This window comes from Zavarzinia sp. CC-PAN008, from assembly GCF_051903925.1.
Classification (GTDB): Bacteria; Pseudomonadota; Alphaproteobacteria; order Zavarziniales; family Zavarziniaceae.
Genome location: NZ_CP173678.1, coordinates 2,038,091 through 2,052,600 on the forward strand (window position 1 = coordinate 2,038,091; position 14,510 = coordinate 2,052,600).

The window sequence follows — 14,510 nt, forward strand, 5'->3', positions numbered from 1 at the left end:
GTGAATCCAGCGGCCGCTACCAGGTGCGGACGGGACCGACGTCCACGTGCACGAAGCCGGAGCGGCTGTAGTAGCCGACGCCGCCGGCACTCATCGACAGGGCCACGGTCTGCAGCCCGCGCAGCGAATAGCCGGGCAGCGCGATGTCGATGGCCATGCCCTTCACGTGATAGCTGTTCTTGGCCACCCCGCGCGAACGCCGCGCCCGCGACGCGTTGGTGCGGGCCGAGCGATAGGCCGAGATCACCTTGAACGGCTCGCGCGAGCCAGCCTTGTGCGCGATCGAGTGCAGCAGGTCATAGAGCCGCGGGTCCATGTCGCGGCTGGCATTGGCGCGGTAGTCGCGCATGAACGAGCGCAGCTTGCGCATGGCCGCGGGGACGTAGCGACCATCCTGCCAATAGACGTCGTCGAACGTCTCAAGCGTGTTCACGTTGTACAGGCTCAGGCGGCGGGCGCCCGGGGGCACGACCAGCGGCGCGGGCATCTGGCGCAGGACCGCGGCCTGCAGCCCCTCACTCTCGTGGTTGAGGTCCAGGTCGGCGGGCGGCAGGCCCATCAGGGTGCGGCGGGTCGGTGCCGCGACGGTCTGGCGCGAGCCGGCACCGCCCTGGCGCACGGCCGGCCGGGCGCGGGGAATGGGCGCGTTGATCAGGGTGCGCAGGCGCTCAGCCTCGCTCTCATCCGGCCCGTCGTCGGTCTCCACCACCTCGGGCTCGATCAGGCGGGCGATGACGCGGGGGGCCTCCGGCCGCTGGCGCGGGATCGGGGCCATGCTGCCCTCCTCCTCCCACTCGGCCAGGTCGGCGGGGATCAGGTCCTGCGGTCGCGACCGGGGCAGGGGGGCCGCATCGACGGCTGCCACATTGTCGCCCAGGTCCTGTGCGATTTCTGGCCGGGCACGGGGAACCGGGGCGTCGCTTGCGACATTAGTTTCACCAGGTTTCGAGCGAGGAACCGGCGCGTTGCCACTGGCGGCGTTCGCGATCCTTGAGATGGCCGCGGCCATGAACCCGCCTGCGGTCAGCTTGAGAATGCTGCGCCTGAGAGCGAGCTTGTCCTTGTCCTCGCTTGGACCCTGCATTCGCACTACCCCACTCTGCCTACCTGCCTGTTGGTGCAAGGCGTCCCGAAGGGCCGTGCACGACAAGGACGGTACCAGCGAAATTCGGGGTGTCCAGCCGCTTTTGGCAGCATGGTGAAACATTGGCGTGAGGCGCAGGCCGCTCCGCGCCCGCTGGGGCGCGCGGCACGGGCCCTCAAGCCCTTGGAATCACACGATGCAGAATTGGCTTCGCGCGCGCGACCGTCGGTGCGGCCGCGCGCTGTGGCGTGATTTCAAGTCGCATCCGCGACCAGCCGGGCCCCTTCGCGCTTCAGGGCGGTGTCGATTCGCGCATCGGTGCCATAGATGTCGTCGCGGAACTGGATCTGGTTGTCCGTCCCCATCCAGGCCGTCACGTAGATGAACTGGATCGCGATCGAGTCCCGAACGCCGACCGAAACCGGACTCCCGCCGGTCGCCACCGTCTGGTCGATCCGCGCACGATCCCAATTGCCGTTGCGTTCCAGCAGGAACTCCGACAGGCGCAAGGGATCCTGGACGCGCACGCAGCCCGAGCTGTAGGCGCGCACGTCACGCGACAGCAGGTGGCGGTCGGGGGTGTCATGCAGGTAGACGGAATGGCTGTTGGCAAACATCAGCTTCACCTGGCCCAGCGAGTTGGCAAGGCCCGGATCCTGCCGCAGCCGATAGGGGAAGCGGGTGCGCGACACCGTCGTCCAGTCGATCAGGGTGGGGTCGATCTCCTGCGCATCGGCGGCCCAGCCGTCATAGATGCGGAAACCGTGCTCAGCCAGATAGTTGGGGTTGCGCAGGACCTTCGGCACGATGTCCTGGCCCGCCAGCTTCACCGGCACGGTCCACGTCGGACGGAAGATCACGGTCTGCATCCGACTGGTGATCAGCGGCGTCTTGCGGCGGGTGCTGCCGACGACGACGTTCGTCTCCCAGACCAGCGTGCCGTCCTTGACCAGACGCAGCTTGTACTCGGGGATGTTCACCTGGATGAAGCTGGGACCCAGGTCGGCGCGGGTGGCGCGGGCACGCTCGATCGCGACTTCCAACTGGGCGATGCGCTCCTCCACGGTGCGGTTCATCGCCTTCAGCGTGTTGCGGCCCATGACGCCGTCCGGCTTCAGCCCATGGCGGACCTGGAAGCGTTCCACCGCCATGACCAGGTCGGGGTCATAATGGCTGGGATCGCCCGCGGCCACGATGGGCGCGCCGTCCGTCACCGCCAGGCGGGCGCGCACGATCGGCATGCGGTCGTCCATCTGCCCTGGCTCGATCTTGTCGCGGTCGCGCAGCGGGATGACGGCCCAGCCGCCCTGCGCCGCCAGGGTGCGGTAGGCGTCGAGTGTCGCCAGCAGGCCGCGGAAGTTTCCATCCTGCGGGCCCAACGCCGCCAGCGCGCCGGAAATGTCGCCATTTGGCGCGTTGGCGGCCTGGCGCAGCAGGCCGGGCGCGTCGGGCGCCAGGGCCGGCACCTCGATCTCGGGCGAGAGGTTGAGCGAGGCCAGGCGTGCCCCGGTCCGGTCGGCGACGTAGCGCAGCGCGGCCCGGGTCATGGCCAGTTCGAAGCGCATCAGCGCGGCGCTGCCCGCTTCGCCCGACAGGGTCGCCAGGTCGCCCGGACGATAACGCTGTGGATCCAGGGCGACGTTGTGCGCCGCGGCCAGCAGGGCGATCGTCTCCGCCGCCTCGCTGCTCGGCCGGTCGCCGGCGACCCAGACGGGACCCCCGCCATTCTGTGCGTAGAAGGCGCTGATCTGGTCACGCTCGGCCTGCGGCAGGCTGGCCTCGCGGGCGAAGGCATCGAGCTGCTGGGCCAGCGCGGAGTCCGCCGGCAGCGTCGCCACAGCCGGGGGCGGCACGGGAACGGGCGTTGCCAGGGTGTCGACCGGCGGCGCGGCCGGGGGGGCAACGGGGGGTGCGACCGGCACGCGCGGCGGCATCTCGACCACGGCCCCGCTGTCGGGGCCGTCGGGATCCTCGGCGATGGCCTGGGGGTCGTCGGTCGGCGCCATGATCGCGGCACCGGCATCCGGCACCACCTCCGCGGGCATGGTCGCAGCCATGGGTGCGGCGACCTGGGCGGGTGCAATGCTGCCCGCGTCGGGGACGATCGCGTTCGGTTCCGTGACGATCCGTCCAGGCGCGCTCTGTTCAGCCTGGCTTGGCCCGGTCGCTGCCTGTTCCGCCTGTGCGAGGCCTGAGGCCATCCCGAGAATCAGCACCAGGGCAGTCGAACGACAGAACGCGGCTTTGAACACAGCACGAACTCCCCTGGTCACCCGGACCGGTGATGGACCTGTACTCATTGCTCACAGAACGGCATTGGAACGCCGTGCTGCAAGGGCTGCCCGCCCCGACAGGCCCGATAGCGACATCGCGTGCCAAAAACATCACACGCCTTGTGATCCATCGCACACTGAACACCACGGGAACGCTCGGGTTCCGCAGGCGGCGTCTTGCTGGCCTGACCCCTCGCTTCGTGGTCTGATCCGGGCGGCGGCCGCCGACGGCCCAAAGGCAATGGAGACGCGGGAGGAACCGGTGACGGAAGCGCTGAAGCGGGCGGTCTGCGCCCGGATCGACGACATGGCGGGCGACCTGCTGGCCCTGAGCCACGCCATCCACGCGAAGCCCGAACTGGCCTTCGAGGAGGTGGAGGCGGTCGCGGCACTTGCGGCGACGGCGGAACGGGCGGGCCTGCGCGGACAGGTCGGGGCGTGGGGCCTGCCGACCGCGTTCGAAGCGAGCTTCGGCTCGGACGGGCCGCTGGTCGGCATGCTTGCGGAATACGATGCGCTGCCGGGCATCGGCCATGCCTGCGGCCACAACCTGATCGCCACCGCGTCGACAGGAGCGGCGCTGGGCCTGCTGGCGCTGGGCCGCGACCTGCCGGGGCGGGTCCGCCTCATCGGCACCCCGGCGGAGGAGGCGGGAGGCGGCAAGGAACTGATGCGCCGGGCCGGAGCGTTCGCGGGCCTGGATGCCGCGATGATGATCCATCCGTCGGGCATGGACATGGCGACCATGCCGACCATCGCGATCGCGCAGATCGACGTGATCTATCATGGCAAGTCGGCGCATGCCTCCGCCATGCCGCACCTGGGCGTGAACGCGCTCGACGCCGTGGTCCTGGGCTACCAGGCGATTGCGGCGCTGCGCCAGCACATCCGCCACACCGAGCGGCTGCACGGCATCATCACCGACGGCGGGCAGGCACCCAACATCGTGCCGGAGCGCGCGGCCGCCCGCTATTACGCCCGGGCCGCCAACGCGACCGCCCTGGCCGCGCTGAAGCTGCGGGTCGAGGCATGCCTCCGCGCGGGGGCGGAGGCGACCGGATGTACCGTCGAGCTCAATTGGGCGGGTGTCGATTATCTGGACCTCAACACCAACTGGCCGCTCGCCGGGCGCTATCAGCGCAATGGCGAGGCGCTGGGCCGCCACTTCATCGGGATCGAGACCCTGCCGCCGGGCCTGGCCGGATCGACCGACATGGGCAATGTCAGCCACGACGTTCCTGCGATCCACCCCCTGATCCAGGCTTCTCCGCCCGATGTCGTCATCCACAATCCGGCCTTCACCCACTGGGCAGGGTCCGCGATGGGCGACCGCGCGGCGCTGGACGGGGCCAAGGCGCTGGCCATGACCGCGATCGACTTCATGTGCGATGCCGCCTTGCGCGAGGAGGTGGTCCACGCCTTCGACGCCGGCAAGGCGCTCAGCGCCTAGTCCGCCTCAGCGCCGCGGTTCGGCGCGGCCCAGGCGCAGCGCGTGGATGGCGATCCACAGGCCGGTCGCCGCCGCCAGGCCGGGGACCAGCCAGAAGCCGGGGCCATAGCTGGGATTGCTGGTGCCCCAGCCAATGGTGATGAGGCTGAGGCCGGCCAGAGCCATGCCGATGCCGGCGCCCGCCACGATCACCACCGCGGCCAGGAGCCAGGCCCAGCGGGGCCACGCCCAGAGCCGGCCGGTCGCGGCGTGCCAGCCGCCCAGCACGACGGGCGCGACCAGGGCCAGGCTGGCCAGAAGAAGCAGCGGCACGGCGATCCAGGCGTCAGCGCCCAGCTCCAGCAGCCAGGCGAGCTGCCCTTCGGCATAGCTCTGCACCGGCTTTCCCGGCGCCATGCCATAGGGGGCCAGCAGCCACAGCACCGCCTGCGTGCCCGACAGCGCGCCGCTGATGGCACGGCCAAGCAAGGGCGGCAGGGGCTCCTGCCCGGCGGGATCAGCCATCGCCGCGCGTGACCCCCGGCCCGGTCCCGGGCTAGTCCGGCGCGCGGCAGGTGGCTGCCATCTCCGCCGGCTCGAGCAGGCCGTTGCGATTGGTGTCGTAGCGGGCGAAGCGTTCGGCGCCGACCGTCGCCAATTCCTCAGGGCTGACGCGGAAGTCCAGGTTGCGGTCAGCCGCCATCACCGGGTCGGCGATGATGGGCAGGCCAGCCTGGCGCCGCTGGGGGCGCACCGTATTGGGCGTACCGGCGGCCGCATGCTGGCTCTGGTCGACCTGCGTCACCGGCGGCGGCGCGCCCGACATCATCACCTCGCTCTCGGGCGATATGGCGCGGCGGATGGCGCTCAACTCCGGCGCCGTGATGTAGCCGTCCTTGTTGGCGTCGGCGCGCAGGAACCAGGCCTGGCCATTGGCCTGCAGCTCGTCCAGCGAGGCGCCGCCGTCGCCATTGGTGTCCATGCCCTGGATCCACTGCGCCAGGTCCGTGGCGCACGTCTTGCCCGTGGCACCGCGCAGCGGCTCGCCGAACAGGGTTGTCGGCGGCGGACCGCCTTCCTCGCGAATGAAGCCGCCCTGGACCTTGCCAGAATCCCCGCCGCCACCGCAGCCCGCCAAAAGGCTGACGGCGGCTCCCGCCGCGACCAGCGTGCAGAGCCAGACCTTCGTCATGCCAGTCCTGTCCTCTTTGCCCATGGGCCTCCCGTACCGGCCGGGATCATAGGGCCTGCGGCGTGGAAGCAAAGGGGGCCGCCCCATGCGTGGCGAACCAATCGGTGATCGCGCCGCGCCCGGCCGCGTCCAGGATCAGGGCCAGCTTGGTCCGCCGCAGCAGGAAGTCGTCGGCACTCATCGCGTCCTCCACTTCGATCGCGTGGCGCAGTTCCGCCTCGGGAACGCCGGGCGCCACCTCCCGCGCCAGGGCAGGCTGGGCGGCGATCCGGTCGAACAGGTCGCGCGTCTGGTCGCCATAGGTGAAGGCCCAGCGCTGGCGCACCGCCAGGGCCAGCGTCGCCGGACCGCCGGCAGCCAGTTCTGACAGCGCCGGGCGGTCCAGGCTGCCGCCGTGCAGCGGCTGGTCGGCGGTCCAACCGTCACGCATGGCAACACCCATGCGCCGCAGCTCCGCCATGACCGATTCGGCCAGCTTGCGGTGGGTGGTCAGCTTGCCGCCATAGATCGTCGTGAACGTGCCGCGGCCGACCTGCTCGCCCACGATCTCGTAGTCGCGGGTGACCTTGCTGGGATTGTCGCTGCCGTCATCGACCAGGGGCCGCACGGCCGAATACGACCACAGCACGTCCTGCGGTCCCACGGCCACGTCGAAATAGCGGCGATAGCAGGCCAGCAGGTAGTCGCGCTCGGCGTCCGTGCAGTGGGCGTCGTGGGCATCGCCGTCATGGGGCACGTCGGTCGTGCCCAGGATGATGAAGCGCGCATCCAGCCAGGGCAGGACAAAGACCACGCGGCGGTCGTCGTTCTGCATCAGGAAGGCGCGGGCCTCGGCCGGTTGCGGCATGGGCAGGACGATGTGGCTGCCGCGCACCAGGCGCAGGCGCTTGCGCCGCGGCACCGTGCCGGCGGCAGCGGCCAGCAGGTCGTTGGCCCAGGGGCCGGCGGCGTTCACCACGTGCGTCGCGTGAACATGCTGCGTTCCGGCGGGCGTCGCCACCTCCAGCCGGAAGCCGTCGGGCTCCGGCGCCAAACCGGTGACACGACGACGATTGCCGATGTCGGCCCCCCGGGCGCGGGCATCCAGCAGCGTTTCCAGCGTCAGGCGGGCGTCGTCGGCCCAGCAGTCGGGATAGTGCAGCACCGCACGCAGGCCGTCCTGCCGCAGACGCGGCACGGCCCGGCGCTCGGCGGCCCCCAGGCGTCCGGTGCGCGCCAGCTGCCGCCGGCCGGACAGGAGGTCATAGAGGATCAGGCCGATCTGCACGACCCAGGCCGGCCGCACCTGCCCCTTGCGCACGGGGATCAGGAACTGCAGCGGATAGACCAGGTGGGGGGCTAGGCGGAGCATCACCTCGCGCTCGTGCAGGCTCTCGCGCACCAGGCGGAACTCGAACTGCTCCAGGTAGCGGATGCCGCCATGGATGAGCTTCGACGAGCCGGAGGAGGTCGCGCTGGCATAATCCTCGGCCTCGGCCAGATAGACCGACAGGCCGCGGCCGGCCGCGTCGCGCGCGACCGCCGCCCCGTTGATGCCGCCGCCGATCACGGCAATGTCGAAGCGCGTCATGATTTCCCCGCACAGGCGGGCGCCAGTCTAGCGCAAGCGCCGCTTTCAGGCATGGCCGGCGCCGTGCCGCACCGCTAGTGTGCCGCCGCGACAGCAGGGGAGACGGGCATGGACGCGGCATCGGTGCAGGACCTGCTGGGCTTTGCCCATGACCTGGCAGACGCGGCGGCCCTGGTCACCCTGCGCCATTTCCGGACCGGGATCGCGGCCGAGGACAAGGGGGCTGTGGACGGCAGCCGCTACGATCCCGTGACCGAGGCCGACCGCGGGGCAGAGGACGCGATCCGCGCCCTGATCGTCCGCCACCATCCGTCGCACGGCATCATGGGGGAGGAGCACGGCACCCAGGCCGGCCAATCGGACTTGCAATGGGTGATCGACCCGATCGACGGCACCCGCGCATTCATCACGGGGATGCCGCTGTGGGGCACGCTGATCGCGCTGAACCGCGGCGGGCAGCCCTTTCTGGGGATCATGGACCAGCCCTTCCTGCGCGAGCGCTTTGCCGGGACGCCGCAGGGTGCCTGGGCGAATGGCAGGCCGATCCGCACGCGGGCCTGCGCCACGCTGCCGGACGCCGCCCTGATGACGACCGATCCCACCCTGTTTCGGGGTGCCGAGCTTGAGGCCTTCCAGCAGGTGCGGGGCGCCTGCCGCCTGACCCGCTACGGCGGTGACTGCTATGCCTATTGCCTGCTGGCTGCGGGCCATATCGACCTGGTGGTGGAGGCGGGGCTGCAGGCCTATGACGTCCAGGCGCTGATCCCGATCGTGGAGGGGGCCGGCGGCCGCATGACGGACTGGCGCGGCGGCTCCGCCGCCGCAGGTGGGCGCGTGGTCGCGGCGGGCGACCCTCGCCTGCACGCGGAGGTTCTGCGCATCCTGTCCGCCGTGCCGTGATCCCGCAGGCGCCCCCCGGCGGTGCGGCCGGCCGCCGTTGCGGCTGTGACCGGGGGCACTGGCGGTCGGGCTGGGGGCCGCCAATATAGGATGGGGCAGCGGGTAGCGATCTCCTGAAGCGGACGGCGCCGCCGTCCCACCCCACGACACGATGGAGCCCATCCCACCATGAAGATGCTCTCGGTTCTGGCCGGCCTTGCCATCGGCGTCGCCGGCATCCTTCCCGCCCAGGCGGCGACCGACCCCGACACGTTCTCCCTCCACGCCTATGACCAGCAGCTGCAGCTGGTGCGCAAGGCGCGGATGGTGTGCGAGGCGACCAGCTTCGGCCTGGGCGACTATCAGGGCTGCCTGATGTCCAAGGTCGAGTATTACGTCCGGGAATCGGGCGACCCGCAGCTGCAGCAGCTGAACAGCCTGCTGCCGGTGCGCTATCGCTATGACCCCAACCGGACCAGCCCGCGGCCGCTGGGCCTGCTGGACCAGCCGTTCCCGCCAGTCGCGGCACCTGCTGCACCCTGACGCGGCAGGGGCTTGGCGCCTTGCCGACGATCGTTTCATATGACATTGATCATTTGAAACGATCGGACGGCGGACGCCATGGATGCACTCGACAGACCCACCACCCATCCCCTCGACCGGGCGACGGCGCTCTCGTACGAGGGGTCGGTCGCCCATGGCGTGGTGACCAAGGACTATTGGGGTTTTGTCGGGCCGTTCGGTGGGGTTACCGCGGGGGCCATCATGCGCGCCCTGCTGCTGCAGCCCCAGGCCCAGGGCGATCCGGTGGCCCTGACGGTGAATTTCGGCGCCGCCCCGGCGGAGGGGCCGTACCGCATCGTCAGCCGCCTGGTCCGCGCCACGCGGAATACGCAGCACTGGTCGCTGGAATGGCTCCAGGGCACCGACCAGGATCCCCTTGTCACCGCCACCGCCGTGCTGGCGAGCCGGCGGCAGACCTGGTCGCACCAGCCTCTGGCCGCGCCCCCCGCACCGGCGCCGGCGACGCTTGCGTCCCTGTCGACCGAGGGCAAGCCGACGTGGATCGGGCGCTATGACATGCGCTATGTCGAGGGGCTACCCCTGATCGGCGCGGTGGAACTGGCCCAGCCGGCGCCGTCCCGGTCGATACTGTGGATCCGCGACGTGCCGGACCGGGCGCTGGACTTCGTCTCGCTGGCGGCCCTGTCGGATGCCTTCATCGCCCGCATCTTCCAGGTGAGGGGCACGATGCGGCCGTTCGGCACGGTCAGCATGACGACCTATTTCCATGCGGCGGGCGATGACCTGCCCCAGGAGCCGGGCGCTTTCCTGCTGGGGGTCGCCGACGCGCGGCGCTTCCATGCCGGCTTCGGCGACCAGACGGTCGACCTGTTCGCCGCCGATGGCCGGCTGGTCGCGACCAGTCACCAGACGACATTTTTCCGCGACTGACGTCCTGCCGGCTCCTGCTATATCGTGCCCCGCGCAGCGGGGAGGTTGGCGTGGCAGCTGGGCCTGAGGGGACGAGCGGGCAGACGCGCATCGGCGGGCGGCCGGCGTGATCTGGCTGCGCTCCATTGCCTTTGCGGTGGCGTTCTATGGCTGGACCGTGCTGGTCTGCGTGGCCGCCATCCCGACACTCGCCCTGCCCACGGCATGGAGCCTGCGGGCCCAGCGCCTGTGGGCCTGGGGCACGGCGACCCTGCTGCGGGTCCTGTGCGGCATTCGGCTGGAGGTGCGCGGTGCCGTACCCAGCGGCCCGGTCCTGGTCGCGGCCAAGCACCAGTCCGCCTTCGATACGATCGTGCTGCACGCGCTGCTGCCGCACCCCGCCATTGTCCTGAAACGCGAACTGCTCTGGATCCCGGTCTATGGCTGGTTTGGCCGGCGCTGGAACATGATCCCGGTCGATCGCGCGGCGGCGGCGGCGGCGCTGCGCCAGATGGTGCGCCGGGCGCAGGAGGAGGTGGCCAATGGCCGCCCGATCCTGATCTTTCCGGAGGGCACCCGCACCCCGCCCGGTGCCCCGCCGTCCTACAATCCCGGCGTCGCCGCGCTTTACGGCAGGCTGGGCGTGCCCTGCGTGCCGGTCGCGCTGAACACCGGCGTGTTCTGGCCGCGCCGGGCCTGGCTGCGGCGGCCGGGCACGATGGTGGTGGCATTCCTGGAGCCGATCGCCCCCGGCCTTGGCCGCGCGCAGTTCATGCAGGCGCTGGAACAGCGCATCGAGGACGCGAGCACGGCACTGCTGCCGCCGCGGTAGCGCCGCGCGCTGAAAAACCACGCACGCAATTGTTTCGCACGCCTGCGGAAGATGAGACAGTGCGCGCCATTCAACGACAATGGCGGCCGGCATCGTTCCGCCACGCCCTGGAGGAGGTTTCGCGCATGCTGCTCTACGAGCATCCCCTGTCCCCCTATGCCCAGAAGGTGAAGATCTCGCTGCGGGAGAAGGGTGTGCCGTTCGAGGTCGCGCTGCCCATGGCGATCGGCTCCGGGCAGACGGCGGGCGAGTTCGCGGCAGCCAATCCGCGGGGCGAGGTGCCGGTCCTGATCGACGGCGATGCCCGCATCTTCGATTCCACGATCATCCTGGAATACATCGAGGACAAGCACCCGACCCCGGCCATGCTGCCGCGCGATCCGCTGGCGCGGGCCGAGGCGCGCATGATCGAGGACGTGATGGACACCCATTACGAGGCGATCAACTGGGGCCTGGGCGAGATCCGCTTCTTCCGCCGCGCCGAGGGCGCGCTGGCCGACCGCCTGCACGCCGCGGCCCAGGAGCAGACGAGCCGACTGCAGCTGTGGCTGGAGGAGAAGCTGGCCGGCCGGACCTGGTTCAATGGCGACAGCTTCGGCTGGGCCGATCTGTCGGTCGCGCCCTTCGTCGCCATGTCGGCGATGTTCGGCTATGGCCCGGCCGAGGGCTCGGCCCTGGCCGCCTGGCTGGCCCGGGCCGCCGCCCGGCCCACTGTCGCCCAGGCCTTTGCCGAGGCGCAGGCCTCGGTCGCCGGCATGGTCGATGTTGCGGCCGTCCTGGAATCCGGTGCCTTCAAGCGCGAGTTCCGCGACCACCGGCTGGAATGGATCATCAAGTCGGGCGGAATCGACGTGGTGCTGGAGGGCCTCCGCCGCGACAACATCCGCTTCACCGGCCATTTCGCCTGAGCGGCGCCACGAACACGACACGGGGAAGAGAAACGACCATGGCAGCGACCGCCGACTCGATCATCCTGCACCAGTACGACATTTCGCCCTTTTCCGAGAAGGTGCGCACCGTCCTGGGCATCAAGGGCCTGGAATGGCACGCCTGCATCCAGCCGGTGATCATGCCCAAGCCCGACCTGGTCCCGCTGACCGGTGGCTATCGCAAGATCCCGGTCATGCAGATCGGTGCAGACATCTATTGCGACAGCCAGATCATCATCCGTGAGCTGGACCGCCGCTTCCCCAAGGTTCCGCTGCTCAACGCCTCGGACAAGGCGATCGGCTATGGCCTGGGGATGTGGACGGATCGCAGCTTCTTCCAGGCGGTCGTCGCCGTGCTGTTCGGTGGCAACTGGCAGGTGGACGAAGCCTTCGTGAAGGACCGCGAGGCGCTGATGGGCCGGCCCTTCGACATCCAGGCGATGCGGGCCGGCGTACCCCTGATGCGCGAGCAGCTGCGCGCCCATGTCGACACGCTGGAGCAGCAGCTGGCCGACGGGCGGCCGTTCCTGCTGGGCGACCGGCCGGGCCTGTTCGATGTCGACGCCTATCACAACATCGCCTTCATCCGCTGGGGCTCGAAGGAGATCCAGTCCGCGGTCAACGTCTTCCCCCGTGTCCTGGCGTGGGAGGAGCGGATCAAGGCGCTGGGCCATGGCAAGCGGCAGGAGATCGCGCCCGCCGATGCCCTGGCCATTGCCAGGGCCGCGACCTCGATCGAGGTAGCCAAGGCCGATCCGGGCGAGCCCAATGGCCTGAAGCCTGGCGACCGCGTCGGCGTCATGGCCGACGACTATGGCCGCGAGCCGATCCAGGGCGAGGTGGTCACCTCCTCGGCCCAGCACATCGCGATCCGGCGCAGCGATCCGGCGGTGGGCGAGGTGGTCGTCCACTTCCCGCGCATGGGCTTCCTGGTCACCCGCCAGGGCTGAAGCGGGGCTCAGGCCGCCCGGGTGGCGGCCTGGGCTGTTCGGCTGGCGTCCTCGGCCGGGATCGACAGGCGGACCGTTGTGCCCTGGCCCGGACGGCTGTCCACGGCCAAGCGACCGCCCTGGCATTCCATCAGCGCGCGGGCCAGCGGCAGGCCCAGGCCCACGCCCTCGTACCGGCGGTCCAGGCGGCCGTCGACCTGGCCGAAGGCGGCCAGGGCCGTTGCCACTTCGTCCCCCGTCATCCCGGGTCCGGAATCGCTGATCGCCACCTCGATCAGGCCTGAATCGACGTGGCCGGCCTGCACGCGGACGGTGCCGCCATCGGGCGAGAAGCGCACTGCGTTCGCCAGGACCTGGTCCAGGGCCTGCCGCACACGGCCGGGGTCGGCAAAGGCGACCGCGTCCGGATCGTCCAGCACAAGCTCCAGGCGGATGCCCCGGCCCCGCGCCGTCCGGGCGTGGTGCTCGACGCCATCCTCCAGCAGCAGGCCCAGGTCGATCTCGTCGGGCCGCAGGTCAAGCGAGCCGGCCTGCGCCTTGGTCAGGTCCAGGACCGCGTTGATGATCGACAGCAGCTGCTGTCCGCTGTCCACGACCTGCCCCGCATAGTCGCCATATTGCGGGAACTTGTGCGGGCCCAGGCGGGCATCGCGCACGATCTCGGAAAAGCCGATGACGGCGTTCAGCGGGGTACGCAGCTCGTGGCTCATCGCGGCCAGGAACTGGCTCTTGGCGGCACTGGCGGCCTCGGCCTCGCGACGGGCCTCGCGCAGCCTGTCCTCGCGCTCGCGGATCGAGGACAGGTCGGTGAAAAAGAAGAACATGCCGCCGTCATGGGTAGGGTTGCGGCTGTAGTGGATCCAGCTGCCATCGGGTCCGTCGAACTCCCCTTGCGCGTGGGGGGAGGTCAGCAAGTGGTCGAGCGTGGTGCGGGACGCACCCTGCGCGTCGGCGATGCTGGCCCCCGCCGCGAGGCCGAACAGGGCGATGGCATGGCCGTTGACCCCGGCAACGCGTCCATCCGCATCGACCAGCGCCATGCCTTCCCGCGCGCCTTCGATCGCGTCGGCCAGCCGGCCCTGCGCGGACTCCTTCTGCGCCTTCTCGCGCTCCATCATGCGGTGGATGTTGTCCTGCATCACCGCCATGGAGCGCAGCAGCGTGCCCGTCTCGTCCGCCTCGCCGGCGGGGATCGCGGTCTGCAACTCGCCGCCGGCAATGCGGTTGGCCACGCTGGCCGCCGCCGATAGCGGGGCGACGATGCGGCGCGACAGGATCAGCGCGATGGTCCCGGCCAGCAGCAGCGCCAGCGCCGCGGCGCCCAGGCTCAGATACTCGAATTCGCGGATCGCCCAGATTGCCTTGCGCCGTTCCACGAAGCTGGCGCCGGCCGTCAGCTCCGTCAGCAGGTCGAAACGCTCGATGATATGCGCGGCCTTGGCATCCAGTGCTGCGACGCTCTCGGCTGGATCGCGCCGCAGCGCTTCCCAGGCCCGGACCTCGGCGACGATCTCGTCGATCAGTGCGCGTTGGTCCTCGCCCAGGGATCGCTCCCGCGCGACCTGGAGGTCGGCGAAGGCGGTATCGGCCAAATCGTCGATCTGGGCGGCGATGGCTGGGCGTTCGGCCTCCGGTGCCTGGCGCAGGCGCAGCGCGGCCTTGTCCATCAGCGCGAAGTCGAGGCTGGAGGCGCGCGCGAAATTGATCGCCATCAGCGGCCGGTCATAGGTCTCGACGATCAGCGCGCCCGCCGACGACAGCAGGTAGTAGCCATAAAGGCCCAGCGACGCCGTACTCATGGCGATCGCGATGAACGCCAGGAAGATGCGGCGTCCGATCGAGCGGTCCAGAAGCCAGGCGGCGATGGCGGACAGCAGCCGGCGCGGCCCCGCCGCCTGCGGGGCGGACTGGGCCCGCCGATCGATCGCATCCGCCATG

General features: G+C 70.4%; 13 protein-coding genes. 7 read left to right on the forward strand and 6 right to left on the reverse strand.

All coding sequences use genetic code 11. The annotated features are described in order from the left end of the window. Nucleotides 1-16: 16 nt before the first annotated feature. Together ACI6GS_RS09495 and ACI6GS_RS09500 are read right to left on the reverse strand one after the other, a co-directional pair. Entirely contained in the window at nt 17-865 is an 849-nt protein-coding gene (locus tag ACI6GS_RS09495) for a DUF882 domain-containing protein (protein WP_439817548.1), read from the reverse strand. A 473-nt stretch (nt 866-1,338) separates the two neighbouring features. After that, nucleotides 1,339-3,141, reverse strand: coding sequence for a L,D-transpeptidase family protein (locus ACI6GS_RS09500; RefSeq protein ID WP_439817549.1), 1,803 nt, complete (start codon nt 3,139-3,141; stop codon nt 1,339-1,341). Nucleotides 3,142-3,619: 478 nt separating this feature from the next. Between ACI6GS_RS09500 and ACI6GS_RS09505 the strand changes: the two genes are divergently transcribed. Further along, a complete protein-coding gene (locus ACI6GS_RS09505) occupies nt 3,620-4,807 on the forward strand; it encodes an amidohydrolase (protein ID WP_439817550.1) in 1,188 nt (395 codons plus the stop codon). 6 nt (nt 4,808-4,813) lie between these two features. On the opposite strand, the gene ACI6GS_RS09510 is transcribed toward ACI6GS_RS09505, so the two are convergent. The 3 genes from ACI6GS_RS09510 to glpD are packed head-to-tail and all read right to left on the reverse strand — an operon-like array spanning nt 4,814 to nt 7,548. Next, nucleotides 4,814-5,311 (reverse strand): hypothetical protein, encoded by a 498-nt coding sequence (locus ACI6GS_RS09510; protein ID WP_439817551.1) that lies wholly within the window; start codon nt 5,309-5,311, stop codon nt 4,814-4,816. Between the two features lie 31 nt (nt 5,312-5,342). Next, nucleotides 5,343-5,978 carry an EF-hand domain-containing protein gene (locus ACI6GS_RS09515; protein WP_439817552.1) on the reverse strand — a complete coding sequence of 212 codons (636 nt, stop codon included), beginning with the start codon at nt 5,976-5,978 and terminating at the stop codon, nt 5,343-5,345. A gap of 46 nt (nt 5,979-6,024) precedes the next feature. Next, the gene (glpD, locus tag ACI6GS_RS09520) at nt 6,025-7,548 is read right to left on the reverse strand and encodes a glycerol-3-phosphate dehydrogenase (RefSeq protein WP_439817553.1); all 1,524 of its coding nucleotides are present in this window, start codon (nt 7,546-7,548) and stop codon (nt 6,025-6,027) included. Between the two features lie 108 nt (nt 7,549-7,656). Between glpD and hisN the strand changes: the two genes are divergently transcribed. The 6 genes from hisN (at nt 7,657) to ACI6GS_RS09550 (ending at nt 12,572) form a co-directional block, all read left to right on the forward strand. After that, a complete protein-coding gene (gene hisN / locus ACI6GS_RS09525) occupies nt 7,657-8,448 on the forward strand; it encodes a histidinol-phosphatase (RefSeq protein ID WP_439817554.1) in 792 nt (263 codons plus the stop codon). A 168-nt stretch (nt 8,449-8,616) separates the two neighbouring features. Beyond that, nucleotides 8,617-8,970, forward strand: coding sequence for a hypothetical protein (locus ACI6GS_RS09530; protein ID WP_439817555.1), 354 nt, complete (start codon nt 8,617-8,619; stop codon nt 8,968-8,970). 78 nt (nt 8,971-9,048) lie between these two features. Next, nucleotides 9,049-9,882 (forward strand): acyl-CoA thioesterase, encoded by an 834-nt coding sequence (locus ACI6GS_RS09535; protein ID WP_439817556.1) that lies wholly within the window; start codon nt 9,049-9,051, stop codon nt 9,880-9,882. A gap of 106 nt (nt 9,883-9,988) precedes the next feature. Next, entirely contained in the window at nt 9,989-10,693 is a 705-nt protein-coding gene (locus ACI6GS_RS09540) for a lysophospholipid acyltransferase family protein (protein ID WP_439817557.1), read from the forward strand. Nucleotides 10,694-10,818: 125 nt separating this feature from the next. Next, nucleotides 10,819-11,601 (forward strand): glutathione S-transferase family protein, encoded by a 783-nt coding sequence (locus tag ACI6GS_RS09545; RefSeq protein WP_439817558.1) that lies wholly within the window; start codon nt 10,819-10,821, stop codon nt 11,599-11,601. A gap of 38 nt (nt 11,602-11,639) precedes the next feature. Then, nucleotides 11,640-12,572, forward strand: a complete 933-nt coding sequence (locus tag ACI6GS_RS09550) for a glutathione S-transferase family protein (RefSeq protein ID WP_439817559.1) — start codon at nt 11,640-11,642, stop codon at nt 12,570-12,572. Nucleotides 12,573-12,580: 8 nt separating this feature from the next. Here the strand turns inward: ACI6GS_RS09550 and ACI6GS_RS09555 are convergent, their stop codons facing one another. Then, the gene (locus ACI6GS_RS09555) at nt 12,581-14,509 is read right to left on the reverse strand and encodes an ATP-binding protein (protein ID WP_439817560.1); all 1,929 of its coding nucleotides are present in this window, start codon (nt 14,507-14,509) and stop codon (nt 12,581-12,583) included. Nucleotide 14,510: the final 1 nt, after the last annotated feature.